At 62.9% G+C, this 1,610-nt stretch carries 2 protein-coding genes and 1 other annotated feature; of the genes, one reads left to right on the plus strand and one right to left on the minus strand.

All coding sequences use genetic code 11. From position 1 onward, the window contains the following. The coding region (locus WCE35_RS22350; RefSeq protein WP_424595493.1) for a hypothetical protein at positions 1–181 on the plus strand (181 nt) is incomplete at its 5' end. Between the two features lie 238 nt (positions 182–419). On the opposite strand, the gene WCE35_RS22355 is transcribed toward WCE35_RS22350, so the two are convergent. Further along, positions 420–1,610, minus strand: a protein-coding gene (locus tag WCE35_RS22355) for an IS3 family transposase (protein ID WP_424595494.1) whose coding sequence is annotated in 2 segments (ribosomal slippage) — positions 420–1,363 and positions 1,363–1,610 — 1,192 coding nt annotated over the 2 segments. Because the reading frame shifts where the segments join, the coding sequence is not laid out codon by codon here. This gene is flagged as partial in the annotation. Then, positions 1,254–1,370: a sequence feature (AL1L pseudoknot), on the minus strand. Its footprint overlaps the gene before it by 117 nt.

Here is a 1,610-nt window from a genome sequence, read left to right on the forward strand (position 1 = left end):
GGATTGGAGCAACGGCACAGAGCACTTCAATCTCAATGGCAGTGGCGCGACCTCGTTCGCCCAATTGACCGTCGACCAGAACTTCAACGGCAGCGGCAATGCCCTCGTCTCCTTCGGCGGGAACCAGATCCTACTTGTCGGCGGTGCCAATTTGGTCGACGCCACAGATTTCCTGTTTTGACGGCTGACGAAATTTCCTGGCTACCATGACCTTCTCCAGCGCCGATCCGGTCCACGGAAGATCATGCTCCTACATCAAGGTTAAACTGCGCCAACGTTAATCCGATTGGAAAATCCGTCCGAATAGTCAGGATCATCTCAGTTCCATACCGATCGCAAATGCACATCATACGAAACGCTCAAAGAGCGAGTTGCGGTACTGAACCGCGCCGGAATCTCCGGAGGCTGTTTGGTTTGAGTCAGGCGGCGAGTTTGGCGGGCTCCTCCAAGCTTGCGTAGTAGGCGGCTTCCGCTTCGGCCGGCGGAATGTTGCCGATGGGCTCCAGAAGCCTGCGGTTGTTGAACCAATCGACCCATTCGAGTGTCGCGTATTCGACGGCTTCGAGCGAGCGCCACGGCCCCCGCCGATGGATCGCCTCGGCCTTGTAGAGCCCATTGATCGTCTCGGCGAGGGCATTGTCGTAGCTATCGCCGACGCTGCCGACGGATGGCACGAGGCCAGCCTCGGCGAGGCGCTCGGTGTAGATGATCGAGAGATACTGCACGCCGCGATCGGAGTGATGCACGAGGCCGCCGCCCGAAGCGGGTTGGCGATCATGGATGGCCTGCTCAAGCGCATCGAGCACGAAGCCCGCATGCGCTGATCTGCTGACACGCCAACCGACGATGCGCCGGGCGAACGTGTCAATGACGAAGGCGACGTAGACGAAGCCGGTCCACGTCGCGACGTAGGTGAAGTCCGAGACCCACAGTGCGTTCGGACGCGGCGCCTTGAACTGCCGGTTGACGTGATCGAGCGGGCACGGCTTGGCCTTGTCGGCAACCGTCGTGCGCACGCGGGCGCCACGGGTGACGCCTCGCAAACCCATCGCTCCCATCAGCCGGGCGACGGTGCAGCGGGCGACTTCGATGCCCTCCCGCAGCAACTGTCGCCAGACTTTGCGCACGCCGTAGACCGAGAAATTCTCATCGAAAACCCTTTTGATCTCGACGCGCAGGACGTCGTCGCGTTGAACACGCGCTGGCGCCGTCTCGGGCTGAGCCCGGCGCCGTGCATGCTCGTGGTAGGTCGACGGGGCGATCGGCAAGACCTTGCAAATCGGCTCGACCCCGTACGCAGACCGATACTCGTCAACGAAGCGGATCATGGCTTCCATCGGCGGTCGAGCTCCGCTTGGGCAAAATACGCAGATGCCTTGCGCAGGATCTCGCTGGCCTGGCGCAGCTCGCGAACCTCGCGCTCCAGCGCCTTGAGCCGCTCGCGCTCGTCGGTGGTGACGCCGGGTTTGCGGCCGCTGTCGATCTCGGCCGTCTTCACCCACGTGTTGAGCGTCTGCGCGGTGCAGCCGATCTTGGCCGCGATCGACACGATCGCCGCCCAATGGGACGGGTGCTCGCCGCGGTGCTCCAGCACCATCCGCACGGCGCGC

Source organism: Bradyrhizobium sp., assembly GCF_049691595.1.
GTDB lineage: Bacteria > Pseudomonadota > Alphaproteobacteria > Rhizobiales > Xanthobacteraceae > Bradyrhizobium.